The sequence below is a fragment of the Desulfovibrio intestinivivus genome (assembly GCF_053570665.1).
In genome coordinates this window covers 491,700-507,208 of sequence record NZ_JBRBQT010000001.1, presented here as the reverse complement: position 1 = coordinate 507,208, position 15,509 = coordinate 491,700, and the positions used below count along the sequence as shown (strand labels likewise).

Here is a 15,509-nt window from a genome sequence, read left to right as displayed (position 1 = left end):
AAACTAATGTGCGTCATGAGTATATCGTCCGACAATAGATTTATAAATAATATTTTCATGCTTAATAACAAGATATCGATTTTTTAACATATCCAGCTGTGAACCAGTTGCAGTATTCAGCGAATTAAGCCAATCGGACAGCTCACTTGCTCCTGAGTCATATCTGACTCTATAGTATTGGCTGATCCTTACGTCATGCTCATGTTTTCTGAAAATATTTTGATAGGTCTCTTCTGCTTTTCTATACTGAAAGAATGCTAAATTGAGTTCATTCAGAGCACTATTGAGCACTTTTTCAAAGTTAAGTTTGACTTCATCATATTCTGCCTCGGATATTTTTATATTCCATTTTATCATGTTCCACTGCAAAAAGGGTAAGGTTATTTTAGCGAGGCTAGAGACGAAGGGCATATCAAACATGGTGTTATGGCTATTCGATTCGGAACCGATCGCTGCTCCCAGGGTTATTTGCGGGAACCATGCCTTCTGTGCCGCCTGAACATTTTTAAAGGCGCTTTGCAGCCGATACTGTGCGGCTTTTAAGTCTGGGCGGTTGGCCAGCACTGCCAGGGGGATATCAAGATTTACCTCTGGCACCTGCACGCTCAGAATGTCTGGATATATGATCTCCAGTGGGGCCGCTGGCTCAAGGTTCAATAATATCCTCAAATTTTGCAAACCGGATTGCTGTTGCACCTCAAAATCAATCAGATTGTTCTTTGCGGCCAATAATGATTGTGCTGCTTGCTCCGGCTCCAAACCGGAGATTTTGCCATACTGGTATTTAGCTGTGATTATTTCCAGAATCTTTTCATAGTTTGCAATGTTCTGACGGGTTATTTTAAGAGCCATATCCAGATAGGCAAGGCTGAAGTAGACATCGACCACGTTGTTTATCAAAGCCAGCTTGGCAGCGGCTCGATCTTCAACAGTAGCCTCGTATTCCCATTTTTTAGCGGCTGCAGAATCCGACAGCTTACGCCATAAATCTACTTCATAGCTGACAGAAAATTCGCTGCTGAAACGACGTTCGGACGTTCCAGAATGTATATCTTGGGTAGAGCTTGTTTCACTAACTGCTGTGAACTTAGGTAATAGGTCAACTCCTATTGAGTTGGCTTGGTACATGGCCCTGTTTATTCTTACAGCACTTTGAGCATAATCAAGATTATTCTGCAATGCGGTCGAAATGAGTCCGTTGAGTTGCTCATCCTTGTATATAACCCACCACGACTCTTCTACTTGATACTGGATTCTCATTTCGGAGGTATAGCCGAGCCGTTTTTCCAGCGGCTCTGCGGGAAGGCGGTTTGAGCACCCTGTAGCCGTGCAGAGTATAACGATAAAAGCCCACAAGCGCTTTGTGCAGTATGCCATTGATACGCTCACAGCTCACTCTCTGGCCAAAGCCACAATTGGACTGAGCCGGGATGCGCTGCTGGCTGGCATGAACCCGAACAGCACACCCATGAATATGGAGCAACAAAGGGCAAGAATGGCACTGCCAACGGAGTAAGAAAGGGCAAGATTCTCTGTGAACAGTTGGAAAACAGGAGAAGCCAAAAGAGAAAGAATTATTCCTAAAAAGCCTCCGACCAAGCAGATGATTACCGCTTCAATAAGAAATTGCGTCAAAATATTGTAGCGCCTTGCCCCGATAGCCATTCTTATGCCTATTTCCACTGTGCGTTCCGTTACAGAAACCAGCATGATGTTCATCACGCCAATGCCGCCCACGGCCAGGGATATCAGGGCGATGCCTGAAATAAGCAGTTTCAGGGTATCAGTAGTTTTCTCCACTGTTTTTTTTATACTATCGATATTGAATGTAAAAAAATCTTTTTTCCCATCATGCAGTTGAGTCAAAAGCCGGGTTATCGTTTTTTCAGCTACCTGGGAATTTACATCGTCGCGCACTTTGACAGTTATGGAGCTGACATCATGCGTTCCAATGGTTTTATACATAGCGGTTGTATATGGGATAAAAATATTTGGATTTTTTTCTGAGGGGCCAGCGGATATCTTGCGTTCTTTAACGACGCCAATAACTTCCAGGGGCTGCTTGTTACAAATAATGATCTTACCGACAGGCTGTTCTCCATCAGGGAAAAGGGCTGCTTTGGCTTTTTGATCAATTACAGCGACAGACGCATTGTCTTCAATATCATCAGCAAGCAAAAAACGTCCAGATTCCATTTTGAGACCCTTGACGTTGAGAAATTGGGAGCTGACACCGTTTATTAACGTATTGGCTGAAGAGTTTGCATATGCAGTGACCCCTTGCGCGTTGATATTAGGAGTGGCCCCGGCGACATAGTTTTGTTCGGCCAATATAATTGTATCGTCCACGGTAAGGCTTTTGATCCGCCAAGCCTGCATATCCCCAAAGCCATCACCGGGGAAAATTTCAATAGTGTTTGTCCCCATCGCTCGAATATCAGCTAAAATTTTCTCCTGCGAACCTCGCCCCAAGGCCACTACAGTTATGACAGATGCTATGCCGATGACGATTCCAAGCATAGTCAGTATTGACCGCAGTTTATGGGCGACTATAGACTGTAGCGACATCTTAAAGGATTCAACAAGCTGATTCACCACAAGTGATCGAGCGCTAAAATGGCGAATAGTAACCTTCGTCGCCATTGGTGATGGAGGGCACGCGTTTTTTTTATGGTCCGCAACGATTTTTCCATCCCGTATTTCAATAGTCCGGCTTGCATAAGCGGCTATTTCACTATTGTGCGTCACCAGGATAATTGTATGCCCCTGTCGGTTGAGATCACTAAGAATCCCCATGACAGCTTCACCGGCCTCGGAGTCAAGTGCGCCTGTTGGCTCATCGGCTAAAATAACCTCGCCCCCGTTCATAAGTGCTCTGGCAATACTTACGCGTTGTTGCTGGCCGCCAGAAAGCTCACAGGGCTTGTTATTAACTTTATTGGCAAGGTCGAGCGTCTGGAGCAGCTTTTGAGCGCGCACAAGGCGCTCCTTTTCCGGCATCATCGCGTATATAGCCGGAAGAGCTACATTTTCCACAGTGCAGAGGCTGTTGAGGAGGTTATAACGCTGAAAAATGAAGCCAAACTTATTGCTGCGTAATTCGGCAAGCTGATCCGGATACATCTGCCCGGTCTCAATGCCTTCGACCGAATAGGAGCCGGACGTGGGGACATCAAGGCATCCCAATATGTTCATCAGTGTTGACTTCCCGGAGCCGGATGGTCCGACAATGGCAACAAACTCGCCGTGCTCGAAATGCAAATTAATATTTTTAAGGATATGGAAACGGCTTTCCCCGCTTCCAGCAAATTTGTTCAAATCAGTAACGGATAAAAATGGCATGGCTCACTCGTTACTGCATCTTCTTAACGCTGGCCTGAACTTCGGCTTCCGTCATTTGTGCTGTGACAACCGCTTCTCCGGCCTGTAGCCCGGAAAGAATTTCTGTATTCATGCTGTCGGAAAGTCCCGTGGTAATGACACGCTTGATAGGCTCCCCTCCATCTTTCAAAACAAGAACGTATCTTCTTTGCCCTTCTTGCTGAATAGCTATACTCGGAACAATGAGTGCATTATGAACGGCGGCGATTCTGATAGCACATTGCGCAGTCATGCCAATGCGTAGTTTTTCACCAGAATTTTCCACCAGGAGCCTGCCATAATAATAAACAGCCTTATTCTCGGTGGAGTCTGTTTTTCCTTCCTGAGTTCCGTTGCTGACAACAATGGGAGCGGGGTCTATGGATTGCAGGGTGGCTATGTATTCGGTTTTGGGGTCGGATAAAATACGAAAGACGACATCCATTCCTGGGGCTATTTTGGTGACATCACCCTCGGAAATCTGCAGCTTGATTTTCATATGCCCCAGTTGAGCTATCTGGGCAATCGTGGGAGTGACTTGGCTTGCATTGATCGTCCGACCTTCTTCCACAGGAACAGAAACAATAACTCCATCTATGGGGGCCACAATTCTAGTATAACCAAGATTCGCTTCAGCGGTGCCCACAGCAATCTGTGCTTTGGTAATCAAAGATTGTGTTTCCGCTAGATCTGCCCTGGCTTTGGCTAGAGCGTTTTCAATATTTTCAAAATTTTCATTTGATGTGGCGTCCTTGCTCTTGAGCTTGGACTCACGGGCGAACTGCTTCTGAGTGATCAGTAACGCAACAGTTCTTGAAGTTAGTTGCGCCTTGTATGTCTCAAGAGTGGCCCGGCTGGTGTTAAGCTCGTTAAGCTGAGAGGTTGAGTCTATTTCTGCTATAAGCTCTCCCTTCCGAACTTTTTGGGTAATCTGTACATGTAGCTTCTTAATTTGTCCGGAAGCCTGAGAACCGACAGTGACTAGCTGAGCTGACGCAACTTCCCCTATAGCGGTCACTTGTCGTTCAATATTTCCAATAATCACTGGCGAAACAACGTACTTTGCTGGTTCATTTTGAGTAAAAAAAATAAATCCTGCAGTTGAAAGTGTTATGCATAGCAATATATAAAATATTATTTTTATAGTGGGCGCAGTGCTAAATCTCATTTTCTTACCATTTACAACGCTTGTCGTCCTGATTGCTATTTTTTGCGAAAACTTTTGAGCTTTACTTATCCAGCTAACCCTTGATTCTTTGCGCTGTTTGTCTGCGTATAATATGTATACTATATTCTATATTATGCCTCATCCTCCAATAAAGCGCAATCATTGCCGAAAGAATTTTTTTATCGTGCTCTGTCTGAAAAAATGTTTGGCAAGCTCACCATAAGCTAAAAGTGAAGACACGCTTATGTGTACAAACTTTTGCGAAGAGATAGAGATAGGTTATTTTACTTTGCTTGTGAGTTGGTAGGTAGAGGCATCTCCTGCTACTCATCCTCAGCTTTCAGACCATTTTGTTTAGGTATATCTTGCCATGTTCTTTCCGAGATCCATCTTAAATAATCTTTAATGATGTAGTTATAATCTGGTGAAAATAAGCGATGAAATTCCTCAAACTATACTGGCGCTGTACCTCCCTTCTGCCTCAGAATATCTAGCAACTTGGAAGATGGATCTGTAACCCCCTCATTTAATTGTTGCGTGTCATCCTTATGGCCTTGAATATTTTTGTTTAGTCTAGTGTGATAGGTCGTTTTAAGGTGTGGATATTTACTGTCATTCTATGATCGAATGTCAGGCGGGGTTCTGGGCAGATTTTTTAGCCTTTCTTGCCTGTTGCGCTTTAGCAATGATGATTTTTGCTGTTTTGCACGGTTGCTGGACATGCGCGTTTATCTGGCCGCGGTTGCCTGCGGATTTATCAATGCATTCATCAAGAGTATGTGTCTGAGGTTGGGGAATGAGGGATACTCTTTTGGCGTTTATCAGACATCATGGATGCAGATTTTTGTGTTGACGCCCTAGAGGCGAAAATGAACCGTGCGGCGTACCGGAAACCTTCAACACTGACCAGACACTCGCAGTCCACGAGTTACGAGTTTACACGAACTCCCAGAGGGGCCGGGGCACGTATTTCAATGGATGGCCGAGGTCGCTGGATGGACAACGTGACGATCGAATGCCCCTAGCTTTTCTGAAGTATGAATATGTGTATTTGAGGGGGAGAGGCCGGGAGTGATCTTCGCCACGCCCTGGTCTAGCTGTTTGAGTTCTAGAACAATCGGTGTCGGCATAAGGTCTTTGACGGCAGAAAGCCGATGGAGATATGACAGCATTTAAGCCAGAGAGGGTACTTCCTCTGGCCTTTTGCCAAAGGAGGCATAGCCATGAAACTGTCCACCTTGGTTTTGCCGCTGACTGGTCCGAAGAATTGAACCTACTTTTGGGGGGATCTGCGGAAGAACTGCCAGTTGAAGGGGCTTGTCCCGGTCTTTGGTGTGGGCCCGCATAAATTCTTTTCAGTGGTGCTATCCCAACAGAAAAAGCCCCTGCAGCTATTAACTGCAAGGGCTTACTTTCTTTTGGCTCCCCGAGACGGACTTGAACCGCCAACCTAGTGATTAACAGTCACCCGCTCTGCCAATTGAGCTATCGGGGAACGTTCAGGCAAGGAAGTGTTTACGGAAAATCAGGGGCAAGGTCAAGCGAAAATTGCAAAATTTTTTGGGTCAACCCTTGATGCACCGCAAAAGCTTTTTCTGGTAGCGCTCCGCCTCGCTGTACACGCAGCCGCAGTAGGGCTGGCGGTAGAGTTCCATGGCCTTTGAGCGGTCTATGCCTTCCTGCCAGTCTGCCCGAAAATCGCGATAGGCAAAGCCCGGTGCACCCTCCTGGGCCGTCAGTTGCTCGCCTGCGGCCTTGATGACCTCGTGGGGCTGATAGCGCGAATAGAGCAGGCTGCTGCTCACCCAGGCAAATCCCTGCTGTCGAGCAAAGGCAAACGCTGCCTGCATGCGGCTTTCGCAGCAATAGGCGCAGCGGTCGGGCGGTGTGTCGCGCCCTGCCACAGCGCGCAGCCAGTTGGTGATGTCCCATGTTTCATCGGCGTAAATGATCGGCACGCCCAGACGCTCGGCGCATTGCCCGGCGGCCTCGCGGCGGCGCAGATATTCTGCCAGGGGCTGAATGTTGGGATTCATGAACCATGCGGTTACGACAAAGCCTTCGTCCAGCAGTCGCGTGATGGGCATGACGGCGCACGGCCCGCAGCAAACATGCAGCAGCAGGCTGTTGGCAGGCAAAGGATTTGTGGGCGCAGCGGCAATGGAGCCTGCCAAAATGTTGTTGGCGGGCGCAGATTCGGCGGGGGAGTGCTGTGCAGAAAAAGCAGCCGGGGTGGAAACCCCGGCTGCCGTGCCGTATTCTAAGGACGAACCATTATTTCCAGACATTTACCATAATCCTGCTCAATCTCGCGCAGGGTGTCGCGCTTGTGGTTCAGCAGATACAGGGCCAGTTCCGGGCTTGCCGGATATACGCATTTTTCCTTGGGCTCTGCGCTGACCGTGCGGCGCAGTTCGCGCAGGGCCTGCAATGCCTGCCATTCGATATTGCGGCGCATGCCTGTGCCGCCGCAGGCGGGGCAAGGCTCAAGGGAGATGGCTAAAGCCGAGGAGCCCGTGCGCTGACGCACCAGTTCCAACAGACCAAAGGAACTCATGCGGGCAACATCGTGGCGGGCACGGTCATTCTTCATGGCAGTGCGCAGGGTTTTTTCCACTTCAAGCACGTGTTTTTTGTCGCGCATTTCAATGAAGTCGATAACCACCTGTCCGCCGATGTCGCGCAGCTTGAGATGGCGGGCAATGGCTTCAGCGGCTTCCATATTGGTTTTGTGCGCCATGGCTTCAAAGTTGCCCTTGCCGGAAATTTTACCCGAGTTGATGTCGATGGCCATGAGGGCTTCTGTCTGGTCAAACACCAGACGTCCACCAGAGGGCAGCAGCACCTCGCGCGAATAAATCTGCTCCAGCTGGCGGCGCAGATTAAAGCGCTCCCACATGGGCGTGCGCATGTCGGTGTGCACCCGCACAAGATCTTTACGGCGGGGGAACAGCAGGTTCACCGTGTCGCGTACGCTCTGCGCCACTTCATCATTATCAACCCAGATTTCGCACACGTCCTCAGTCAGATAGTCGCGCACGGCGCGCTCTGAAAGGCCCGGCTCCTGATATATGAGGGTCGGGGCGGAAACCTCGGTAGCCTTCTTGCGGATATCGCGCCAGACACGCTTGAGATACTGCAAATCGTTCTTGAGCGTTGTCTTGGTGGTTCCGGCGCTGACAGTACGCACAATGACGCCAAGTCCCTGACCGGGGTCAATGCCATTCATCATTTCGCGCAGGCGCGAACGCTCCTCGTCGTCATCCACCTTGCGGGAAACGCCGATCTGATCCTGCCCCGGCGTAAGCACAAGGAAGCGCCCGGCAAGGGAAAGCCATGTGGTCAAAAATGCGCCCTTGCTGCCGGTGGGTTCTTTGACCACCTGCACCAGCACTTCCTGACCAGCCTTCAGCACCTTTTGAATGGGCGGAAATTTCTTGCCCTTGGAGGGTTCGTGGTGGGCCAGCCAGTATTCGGGATGCACCTCGTCAATCTGGAGGAATCCGTTTTTGCCAGCACCGTAGCTGACAAAGGCCGCCTGAAGGTTGGTGTCGATATTGTGGATGACGCCCTTGTAAATATTGCCCTTGATTTTGCGCTGGTGCAGCATGTCCAGATAGTATTCCAGCAACTGACCGTCTTCAGCCAGGGCCACTTCTACCTGTTCGCCGGGCAGCACGCTGATGAACATGCGCCGCCTGCCCTTGGGGGCTTCGGCAGGAGCCTTGCCAGCAGTGGCGGCAGTGGCGGGCTTGTTGCTCTCAGCGGATTTGCTGCTTTCGGCAGGCTTGCCGTTTTCTGGCTTATTCTGTTGCTGCTGAGGCCTGGCCTGTTTGGCGGGCTTGTTCTGCCTGGGGGCGTTCTGGGGGCGCGTATCCTGCGCGCGGCTGGCCTGTTCCGGCGCGTCATCGGGCAGATCGAGAGCCTCGTCATCATCGTCGAGGGAGGCCGTGCTGGCCATATCCTCGGCGGCTTGCGCGTCATCCTGCCCGTTCAGTTCTTTTTTGCGGTTGCGGCCACGCCCGCCACGACGTCCACGCCGATTCTTGCGGCGTGGGCCATCCCCGGCAGCAGCCTCGCCGGAGGCCGGAGCGGAACCGCTTTCAGCGGCCTGTTCTGCATCCTGTTCCGTCTGGTCGGCGGTCTTGTCTGTGGTCTGGCTCGCGTTTTGGTCGGCAGCCTGTCTGGGGCTTTGAGCGCGTTCCGCTGCGGGGGCGTTCTGGCTCGGCGCAGCTTCTGCGGGCTTGTCTGAAATTTGTTCCGGCGGCTGTTTTGCGCTCAATTCTGCTGTTTTGGCAGTGGCTTGAGCCACCGGGGCCGGGCTTGTGAGGGCCGCAGAAGCCGCAGGCTTATCTGCTGTGGGGCTTGCGGCCTTGGGGGCTGTGTTTGCAGGCGCTGCGCCAATTATCGGAGCAGTTACCTGAACAGTGCTTTTTGCCGTGGCTTTTGCGGGCCGACCTTTGGGAGCCTTTGCGGCGGCGGGCTTTTGGGGAACGGCAGATTTTTGCTGTGCGGCTTCCTGCCTGGAGCTATCAGAAGCTTCCGCCGTTTTGACCGTCGCCGTGGCTTCCGCTGCGCTGGCTTCTGTTGCCTTGCCCTTGCGGGGCGTTGCGGTTTTGCCCGCAGCTTTGGCAGGAGCCTTGCCCGGAGTTTTGGCAGAAGATTTGCTCGCTGTTTTGCCAGCGGCCTTGGGGGCCTCAACAGCAGTGGCAGCGTCTGACTTGGGCGCTACGGCATCTGCCGTGCTGCCAGAAATTTCTTTGGGGGCGTCAGCCGTTTTTTTAGCTTTGGCGGCAGTCGTCTTTGCTGTTTTGCCCGCACTACGGCCTGTGGCCTTGGCGGCTTTTGATGCCGTGGTCTTGGATGAAGCTGATTCGGCCTGGGCGGCCTTGGAATCGGAACCGCTTTTAGAATCAGAGGAATCCTTGGCGGGCGTGGATTCGGAGGATTGGGACGCGGTTTTGCCGGGAGCTGTTTTGCCAGAGGTTGGCTTGGCGGCTGGCTTGGCTTTGCTGCGTGTTGTGGTTGAACGTTTGGGTTTGGAAACTTCCTGCGACGATGCATCCGTGGCTGGCTGTGAAGCGGCCACGGGGGTGTCTTGATCTATCATGAAAATCCTTTTGCTGCGGGGCGCTGAGCCTCCGCGAAAATTTCAGCCAGCATGCAACGCATTTACGGGAATGTGCCGTACTTGCTCCGCCGCAGCGCCAACAAGGCGCGCGAAGGCGGCAGCATGCTAATCCGCTTTTTGGAGAGTACGTTTTTTTTGAAAATATGCAAGCGGGCAAGGGACGGGCCGGAAAATGCGGGCGATGAGAGCTGCATCCTGTCATGATAACATGCTGCGGAGGCAGAAGAAAAACTGCGGGTGAGGGTGTGGGGCCGGGGCAAGGGCCACATCTGCCGAATCACATCATTGCAATGCGTTCCGGCAGATGCGGCAGACAAAAATTAGTCTTCAAGCATCTTGAGTTCGGCGGAGAGCTGGCCCGAATTGGAGCGCAGCAGCACGTAGCCGCCCTGCGCCAGCATGCCGGGGTTGACCACAAGGGTGCGGCCCACGCGGTCCATGGCCCGCGATTCGTGGATATGCCCGCACAGGCAGATGTCCGGCTGGGCTTCTTCAAGAAATTCGCGCACGGCTGTGGAACCCACGTGAATGCCGCCGGGGATCATGTCGCACGCGGTATCCTTGGGTGGATTGTGCGAAACAAGCACGCTGTGCGGATAGTGGCGGGCTTTTTGCCAGCAGGTTTCAAGCCACGCGGAAAATGCGGATTCCGGAAATTCGCTCGGCGTGCCAAAGGGCGTAAATGTGGAGGCTCCAACGCCAAAAATGGCGATTTCGGGCGTAAGCTCACGGGTGACGGCGTGGAGGTTCCAGCCTTTTTCGCTCAGCCACTGGTCAACTTCAGGCCTGTCCATGTTGCCGATCTGGGCCAGCACGGGGATGTCGTGGACGCACAGGGCGTTCATGACATGCTCTGCCTGCTTGACGCCGCCGGTGATGGTCAGGTCGCCGGTAACGATAATGCCGTCAGCCTGCGAGAGTTCCGGTATCTGGGCAAAACGTTCAGGTTCGTCGTGGATGTCGCCCACGGCGATCCAGAGAAAATCCTGAGAGTCGGCGCTTGGCATGGTGTTGCTTCCTTTGTTACAGTGGCGCAGGTGTTGAGAATGCCACACATTGCACTACAAGGAAAGAGCCGCTTGCCCTCCAATGCCACGTCCCCCGCGCCTGTGCCGCCCAGCCAGCCAGTGAACCAGCCGGACGCTCCGCCAACGTGTTTGGCGGGCAATCTTTCTGGCGAGCTGCCCGATGCTACGGCTCAGGCCAGAAACGATGTGCGTAAAGTTATGCGCCATCTGCGGGCGGAGCAGTCGCTCCAGTTGGCCGAAATCCGTAGCGAAGCGGCCCAGAGCAGACTGATGGAATCCATCCTGTGGAAGAATGCCCGCTCCGTGGCCCTCTATGTGGGGGTTAGGGGCGAGCTTGGTACGCAAGCCCTGCTGCGCGCGGCATGGCAGGCCGGTATGCTCGTGTGGCTGCCGCGTGTGCGGCGCAGCGAACCGGGATTTATGGATTTTGTGGCGTGCAGCGGCCCGGATCATTTGCGGCCCGGCCCCCTGGGTCTGCTTGAACCGCGCGATTCCCTGCCCGGTTTCGGGCCGGAAGCTGCGGGCGGCAGTGGCGCAGGGGCACACCCCCTTGCCCCCGACCTTGCGCTCCTGCCCGGCGTGGCCTTTGATCTCACTGGCGGACGCCTGGGCTATGGCGGCGGCTATTACGACCGCTTTCTGGAAAAAGGATTCACCTGCCCCCGCGTGGGCCTGTGCTTTGAATTTCAGCTTGTGGAATCCCTGCCCCTGGCCCCCTGGGACCAGCGGGTCAACTATATATGTACTGAAGAGCGTATGCTGTGTCTGTAAGCTATATCCCCTTTGTATTTCCCGGTGTTCCGCAGGTGCGCTGCGCCTTTCAGACCCGCGCCGGAGGCGTGAGCCTTGGCGAGTTTGGCGGCGGCAACATTGCTTTTACCGTGCAGGATAACCCCGAGCACGTCATTGCCAACCGCCGCAGCATGCTGGAAGGCCTGCGCCCGCAGGGCATGACCGCCTGGGCCGAGCTGATGCAGGTGCACGGCGATGGTTTTGTTTTTGAGCCGGAAGCCGTGGCCTGCGAAACAGCCGTTACGGCGGAAGGCGACGGCATGGCCACAGCGCGTCCCGGCCTTGGGCTGCTCATCAAAACGGCAGATTGCCAGCCCATCCTCATTGCCCACAAAAGCGGTGCATATATCGCCGCCATGCATGCGGGCTGGCGCGGCAACCGCTGCGATTTCCCCATCACGGGCGTGGCCCGCTTCTGCGAGCGTTACGGCCTTGAACCGCACGATCTGTTGGCTGTGCGCGGCCCCAGCCTTGGGCCGGGCAAGGCGGAATTTGTCAATTTTGACAAGGAGTGGGGCGATCCTTACCTGCCCTGGTTTGACGCCAGCAGCAAAACCATGGATTTGTGGGGTCTCACGCGGCACCAGCTTGAGCGCGCGGGCCTTTTGTCACGCAACATCTATGGGCTGGACATCTGCACCGCCAGCAACAACGAGCAGTTTTTTTCCTACCGCTGCGCCAGACGCTCGGGCCGTCAGGCCAGCCTTGTGTGGATAGCAGCCTGAGCCATTGACAGGCCGCAAGGCCACGCCTAGAGTGTTGGCGGCATTGGTAGCCGGGTAGACCGGCTTGAAAAGGGAATCCCGTGAAAAACGGGAGCGGACCCGCCGCCGTAAGGTTCTTAACCTTGCTCCATCTTGCGCCACTGGAAACGGGAAGGCCGGAGCAGGGGAACCAAGCCGGAAGACCTGCCATGCCCCAAGGTGCGCAGTCATGGAATGACGGCACCACGGTGCGGCATTGGCCGCCCCACGGCAACGGGTTTTTGCCGGCAGGACAGAGGAAATACGGGCCTCTTCCACCACGAGTGGAAGAGGCTTTTTTTATGCCCGTGTGGCGCAGGCCACCACTGGGCAAGGGTCTGACCCCTGAGGTCAGCCAACGCTTTGGCCCGCGTTCGCCCCCGCAGGCTACGGCCAGAGGGCTGGCATGACCAGAACGACCGAATCTTCTCCTTCCTCCTACCCGCAATCCCGCAGGCTGTGGCCGGTTTTTACCGGTCTTGTGGTCGTGTGGCTTGTTTCGCTGCCGCTGGCCTGTTTGCCGGGGCCTGTGCCCTTGAGCGCGCAGAGCGTGTTTCGCGCTTTGGCGGCATTGGCAGGCTTTGCGCCTGCGCCTGATGATCCGGCCCTGACCGGGGTTGTGGTGAGCATCCGGCTTGCCCGGGTGTGTCTGGCCGCCCTGTGCGGCGGCGCTCTGGCTATGGCCGGGGCGGCATTGCAGGGCGTGTTGCGCAATCCGTTGGCTGATCCCTTTACTCTGGGCATTTCCGCCGGGGCTGCCTGCGGGGCCAGCATGGCTATAGCCCTTGGCGGGCCGCTGGTGGTCATGCTGGGGAGTATTTCGTGGTTGGGCAATGTGCCTGGGCTGGCTGGCTTCAGTCATGCCGGGCTGGTGGCCCCTGCTGCCCTGATCGGCGCGCTGGCAGCTCTTGGCTGCGCACTGTGGCTGGGGCGCGGCGACGGCGCGTTCAGCCGGGAGAGCGTTATTCTTGCGGGCATTGCCGTGGCCGCATTTTTGGGGGCGCTGGTGGCCCTTGTGAAGGCCCTCAACGAGGAATCCGTAACCAGCATCGTGTTCTGGATCATGGGTTCCTTTCAGGGCCGGGGCTGGAGCAGTCTGCCCCTCTTGCTGGCAACCCTTGTACCGGGATTGCTGGCAACGGCCTTTGGCTGGCGCTCCCTGGACGTACTTGCCCTTGGCGATGAGCAGGCCGCTCAGACAGGCCTTGATGTGGGCCGCGCCCGCCTGTGGCTGCTGGCCGGAGCAAGCTGCATGACCGCTGGCTGCGTGGCCGTGGCCGGGGTGATCGGATTTGTGGGGCTGGTGGTGCCGCACGTGTTGCGTTTGCTGCTGGGCTGGGGGCACGGCCCCTTGCTGGCTGCGGCCTTTTTCGGCGGTGGTGTGCTGCTGGTCTGGGCGGATGTGCTGGCCCGTTGCGTGCTTTCTGGTGGGCAGGAATTGCCCGTGGGCGTGGTCACGGCCTTGCTTGGCGGGCCGTTTTTTGCCCTGCTGGTGCGGAGGCGCTGATGCTGCGGCCTGACCAAGATATTCGCCATGAGGGGCGCACAGCACCGCCTGTGCTGCGTATTGCCGGGGTGCGCGCCGGATACGGCGGGCAGAGCGTGCTGCACGAGGCGGGCTTTACCCTGCACGCCGGGGAGTGCGCCGCCCTGCTTGGCCCCAATGGCAGCGGCAAAACAACGCTGCTGCGCGTCCTTTCTGGGGTGCTGATGCCGCAGGCTGGCGCCATTGAGATTCAGGGGCGTCCGCTGGCGGCATTGAAGCCGCGCGAGCGCGCCCGCATGGTGGCGGTGGTGCCGCAGCGGGGGCAGTTGCCGCAGGGCCTTACCGCACGGCAGATGGTGCTGCTCGGGCGTTTTGCCCATCTTTCGTGGCTAGGGGCCTACGGGCGGGAAGACTATGCGGCGGCAGACCGGGCGCTTGAAGAAACCGGGGCCGCGCCGCTGGCACAGCGCAGGCTCACAGAACTTTCGGGCGGCGAGCTGCAAAGGGTTTTGCTTGCCCGCGCCCTTGCGCAGGAAAGCCCGCTCCTGCTGCTGGACGAACTGGCCGCAGGGCTGGACTGGGCGCGCATGGTTGATCTGTTCGACCTGCTTGAGCGCCGCCGCGCCGCCGGAGCCTGCGTGCTCATGGCCGTGCACGACTGCAATCTGGCCGCCCTCTATGCCACGCGTCTTATGGGGCTGCGGGACGGAAATCTGGTTTTTGACGGGCCGGTAGCAAAGGTTTTTACAGAGGAGAATCTCGGTGCGCTTTACAACATACCCATCTGCGTGTTGCCCCACCCTCGGTGGGGGCTGCCTCAGGCCCTGCTTGCCAGCGCAACAGGCCCGTGGAGCGGGGGAAAATCTGCTGTCCCGGCGGCCTCTGTTGATGACGTTGTGTCTGATGTTCAGTCTGGTTCTATTCCCGGCAGGAGCGCAGGCGGCTAACTCTGAAAACAGCGAGCGCCGTGATTCCGCACCCATTGTCATCACGGACGACACTGGCGCGACAGTAACCTTTGCGCAACCCGTCAAAAGGGTGATCGCCCTGTACGGAGCGTTCAACGAAATTTTTCTGGCCCTGGGCGCTGGCGACCTTTTGGTGGCGCGCACAGCTGCGGACGGTAATCTGCCGGAGCTTGCGGCCCTGCCTGCCATTGGCACGCACATGCGCCCCAATGCCGAGCTTGTGCTGGCGCAGCAGCCGGATGTGGTTTTGCAGCTTGAGGGCCGCAGCGAAGCCCAGACCCAGACCGAAAATTTGCGTTCTTTGGGCCTCAAGGTGCTGACATTTGAAGTAAATTCCTTTGAGCGGCTGTTTGAAGTTACGGAAACCCTGGGGCGGCTTGCCGGACGCGAGGATAAAGCCCAGGTTCTCGTAAACGACTGGAAGATCCGAATGCAGGCATTGCGCAGACGCAATGCGGGCAAGCCCGTGGCGCGTGTTTTTTATGAGGTGCGTTATCCCAATCTTCTGGCTGCCGGACGCGGCGGTATCAGCAGCGAGATACTGGCCCTTGCCGGGGGCGAAAACGTGGTGAACGACAGCAAAAAGCTGGTGCGCTACAGCGAAGAAGCCCTGATTGCGGCAGACCCGGATGCGTACATTATTCAGAAAGGCCCCATGAATCCTGAGCCAACGCCCTTGGCTGAGCGTGATCACTACAGGGATTTGCGCGCTCAGCGCGCCGGGCGCGTGCTCGTGGTGGACGAAGAGCGTTTTGCCCGCCCCGGCCCCCGCGCCCTGGATGCGGCGGAAGAGCTGGATAGCTGGCTGCATCGCTGATCCCATAAATATTTCA

The 15,509-nt window shown here is 55.3% G+C and carries 11 protein-coding genes, 1 tRNA gene, 1 pseudogene and 1 riboswitch; of the genes and pseudogenes, 6 read left to right on the top strand and 7 right to left on the bottom strand.

Annotated elements, in window-relative coordinates:
* Positions 1–3: 3 nt before the first annotated feature.
* The 3 genes from ACUZ9P_RS02120 to ACUZ9P_RS02110 are packed head-to-tail and all read right to left on the bottom strand — an operon-like array spanning position 4 to position 4,528.
* Entirely contained in the window at positions 4–1,389 is a 1,386-nt protein-coding gene (locus tag ACUZ9P_RS02120) for a TolC family protein (RefSeq protein ID WP_449248451.1), read from the bottom strand.
* Between the two features lie 3 nt (positions 1,390–1,392).
* Positions 1,393–3,342, bottom strand: coding sequence for a MacB family efflux pump subunit (locus ACUZ9P_RS02115; RefSeq protein ID WP_449248450.1), 1,950 nt, complete (start codon positions 3,340–3,342; stop codon positions 1,393–1,395).
* 10 nt (positions 3,343–3,352) lie between these two features.
* The gene (locus tag ACUZ9P_RS02110) at positions 3,353–4,528 is read right to left on the bottom strand and encodes an efflux RND transporter periplasmic adaptor subunit (protein WP_449248449.1); all 1,176 of its coding nucleotides are present in this window, start codon (positions 4,526–4,528) and stop codon (positions 3,353–3,355) included.
* Positions 4,529–5,331: 803 nt separating this feature from the next.
* Between ACUZ9P_RS02110 and ACUZ9P_RS02105 the strand changes: the two are divergent.
* Positions 5,332–5,619, top strand: a pseudogene (locus tag ACUZ9P_RS02105) (IS3 family transposase); the annotation flags it as partial.
* A gap of 328 nt (positions 5,620–5,947) precedes the next feature.
* Here the strand turns inward: ACUZ9P_RS02105 and ACUZ9P_RS02100 are convergent.
* The 4 genes from ACUZ9P_RS02100 to ACUZ9P_RS02085 all read right to left on the bottom strand — a co-directional run bounded on the left by ACUZ9P_RS02100 (position 5,948) and on the right by ACUZ9P_RS02085 (position 10,666).
* Positions 5,948–6,023, bottom strand: a tRNA-Asn gene (locus ACUZ9P_RS02100).
* A gap of 70 nt (positions 6,024–6,093) precedes the next feature.
* Positions 6,094–6,816, bottom strand: a complete 723-nt coding sequence (locus ACUZ9P_RS02095) for an epoxyqueuosine reductase QueH (RefSeq protein ID WP_449248448.1) — start codon at positions 6,814–6,816, stop codon at positions 6,094–6,096.
* On the bottom strand, positions 6,789–9,638 hold the full coding sequence (locus ACUZ9P_RS02090) for an Rne/Rng family ribonuclease (protein WP_449248447.1): 2,850 nt from the start codon (positions 9,636–9,638) through the stop codon (positions 6,789–6,791). Before ACUZ9P_RS02090 ends, ACUZ9P_RS02095 begins: the two co-directional genes overlap by 28 nt.
* Positions 9,639–9,979: 341 nt before the next feature.
* The gene (locus tag ACUZ9P_RS02085; protein WP_449248446.1) at positions 9,980–10,666 is read right to left on the bottom strand and encodes a metallophosphoesterase; all 687 of its coding nucleotides are present in this window, start codon (positions 10,664–10,666) and stop codon (positions 9,980–9,982) included.
* Between the two features lie 39 nt (positions 10,667–10,705).
* Between ACUZ9P_RS02085 and ACUZ9P_RS02080 the strand changes: the two genes are divergently transcribed.
* The 5 genes from ACUZ9P_RS02080 to ACUZ9P_RS02060 all read left to right on the top strand — a co-directional run bounded on the left by ACUZ9P_RS02080 (position 10,706) and on the right by ACUZ9P_RS02060 (position 15,493).
* Positions 10,706–11,458: a 5-formyltetrahydrofolate cyclo-ligase gene (locus ACUZ9P_RS02080; protein WP_449248445.1), complete on the top strand. Its 753-nt coding sequence runs from the start codon at positions 10,706–10,708 to the stop codon at positions 11,456–11,458.
* Positions 11,449–12,204 (top strand): polyphenol oxidase family protein, encoded by a 756-nt coding sequence (locus ACUZ9P_RS02075; RefSeq protein ID WP_449248444.1) that lies wholly within the window; start codon positions 11,449–11,451, stop codon positions 12,202–12,204. The genes ACUZ9P_RS02080 and ACUZ9P_RS02075 overlap by 10 nt, the downstream gene beginning before the upstream one ends.
* A 26-nt stretch (positions 12,205–12,230) precedes the next feature.
* A riboswitch (cobalamin riboswitch) is annotated at positions 12,231–12,409 on the top strand.
* 219 nt (positions 12,410–12,628) lie between these two features.
* Positions 12,629–13,729, top strand: a complete 1,101-nt coding sequence (locus ACUZ9P_RS02070; RefSeq protein ID WP_449248443.1) for a FecCD family ABC transporter permease — start codon at positions 12,629–12,631, stop codon at positions 13,727–13,729.
* Complete coding sequence (locus ACUZ9P_RS02065; protein WP_449248442.1) at positions 13,729–14,655, top strand: ABC transporter ATP-binding protein; 927 nt, start codon at positions 13,729–13,731, stop codon at positions 14,653–14,655. The genes ACUZ9P_RS02070 and ACUZ9P_RS02065 overlap by 1 nt, the downstream gene beginning before the upstream one ends.
* Positions 14,612–15,493 (top strand): ABC transporter substrate-binding protein, encoded by an 882-nt coding sequence (locus ACUZ9P_RS02060; RefSeq protein WP_449248441.1) that lies wholly within the window; start codon positions 14,612–14,614, stop codon positions 15,491–15,493. Before ACUZ9P_RS02065 ends, ACUZ9P_RS02060 begins: the two co-directional genes overlap by 44 nt.
* Positions 15,494–15,509: the final 16 nt, after the last annotated feature.